The sequence below is a fragment of the Streptomyces sp. NPDC032126 genome (assembly GCF_055580085.1).
In genome coordinates, this window is record NZ_JBVIMA010000024.1 from 1 (window position 1) to 1,651 (window position 1,651).

2 protein-coding genes are annotated in these 1,651 nt (G+C 68.8%); one reads left to right on the top strand and one right to left on the bottom strand.

The window, feature by feature from the left end; genetic code table 11:
- The first annotated feature begins 272 nt into the window (after positions 1-272).
- On the top strand, positions 273-1,079 hold the full coding sequence (locus ACZ5NW_RS37585; RefSeq protein ID WP_468748544.1) for an IS5 family transposase: 807 nt from the start codon (positions 273-275) through the stop codon (positions 1,077-1,079).
- On the opposite strand, the gene ACZ5NW_RS37590 is transcribed toward ACZ5NW_RS37585, so the two are convergent.
- Entirely contained in the window at positions 1,021-1,527 is a 507-nt protein-coding gene (locus tag ACZ5NW_RS37590; RefSeq protein ID WP_468748545.1) for a hypothetical protein, read from the bottom strand. The genes ACZ5NW_RS37585 and ACZ5NW_RS37590 overlap by 59 nt on opposite strands.
- Positions 1,528-1,651: the final 124 nt, after the last annotated feature.

Here is a 1,651-nt window from a genome sequence, read left to right on the forward strand (position 1 = left end):
CTAACTGCCTGTTCTCTATCCGTTCGCGTGGGTGGACAGGTTCGAACGGGGGCCTGGTTCGGGTGAGTTGTCCGGGACCGGTGCATGAAGGAAGGGCCTCTTGGTAGCTCGCGGATGTCGAGTCCAGCGAAAACCAAGAGGCCCTGTTGTCGAAGTGTCGCGTGGTCGCGGTCGCCGAGTCCAGTTCGTCCACTCGTGGGTGTGACTGCCTCGCCCACAGGTTCGGGAACGCGGTCGACCGGCCGCAGCGCCGGCCCCGATACGGCTCGGACATGAGCGATGCCGAGTGGGCCGTGGTGAAGGATCTGCTTCCGGTTCCGGGCTGGCTTTCGGGTCGTGGCGGGCGTCCGGAGGGCTACTGCCACCGGCAGATGATCGACGCAGTGCGCTACCTCGTCGACAACGGCATCAAGTGGCGGGCGATGCCCGCGGACTTCCCGCCCTGGCCGCGCGTCTATGCCTTCTTCGCCCGCTGGCGGGACACGGGACTGGTCACCGAGCTGCACGACCGGCTGCGGGAAGCCGTCCGCGCCGGCGAAGGCCACAGCCCCGAGCCGAGCGCTGGGGTCGTGGACTCGCAGTCGGTGAAGGCAGACGCCACCGTCACCCTCGGCTCACGGGGCTTCGACGCGGGCAAGAAAATCAACGGCCGTAAGCGGCACCTGCTCACCGACACGCTCGGACTACTCCTGGCCGTGCTGGTCACACCGGCGTCCGTGACCGACCGGGACGGCGCCCGAACACTCCTTCCGGGAGCGGTCGGCAGTTTTCGGCGGCTGGCGCGGGTCTGGGCCGACGGCGGCTACACCGGCCACCTCACCGACTGGACCGCCCAGCATCTCGGGCTTGTCCTCGACATCGTCCGCCGCAGGGAGGACGTCCGAGGCTTCCAGCCGCTGCCCCGCCGCTGGGTCGTCGAACGGTCCTTCGCCTGGTTTCTGCGCAGCCGACGCCTGGTCCGGGACTACGAAGGACGCACCGACACGAGCGAAGCCGTCATCCGCTGGTCGATGATCGCCCTCATGAACCGCCGCCTGGCCGCACAGCCTCATCAGTGCGCTGTTCTGCCGGCAGGGTGAACCTTCCGGGCTTCGTCTCCACCAGCCAGCCCCGTTCCACCAGCCTCTTCAACCGTGCTCTCGCGCCCTCGACGCGTGAGGCGGAGGCGCTGTCCCAGCCGAGCACCACGGCCGCCCGCCGGGCACCCAGCCCGTCGTTCCCGGCCTCGGCCGCGGCTGCCATCACCGCTTGGTAATCCACCGACAGGTCTTCGACCCCGGCCGCGTTCTGGCGTTGCGGCACCGCACGGCGCGGGCCCACCGGCTTCCTCGGCGACGGGCCAACGACCGTCTCGGCCGGCTGTTCCTCCTCGGCGAGCGCTTCCAGATACTGCTCGAGGCCGATCGTTCGAAGCTTGAGAACCTCCTCGGCCTCCACCAAGTCCGCCCGCACGCGCTCCAGTTCAGCTTCGAGCTCCTCCACCCGCACGGCAGCGGTCTTCCGCCGCGTTTCCAGGACCGCCCGCATCGACGGCATCCGCCACCCCCAGGCCGACTCGATCAGCAACGAGTCGAGACTCCCGCCACAGCCGGAATCTCATGCCTGCCCAGCGGAATCCGCACACAGCATTCGGAAAGCGAACGGCCTCTAA

Bases quoted from the DNA above. Each gene is read 5' to 3' on its own strand.
- ACZ5NW_RS37590 (WP_468748545.1), bottom strand. From the start codon at position 1,527: ATGCGGGCGGTCCTGGAAACGCGGCGGAAGACCGCTGCCGTGCGGGTG.
- ACZ5NW_RS37585 (WP_468748544.1), top strand. From the start codon at position 273: ATGAGCGATGCCGAGTGGGCCGTGGTGAAGGATCTGCTTCCGGTTCCG.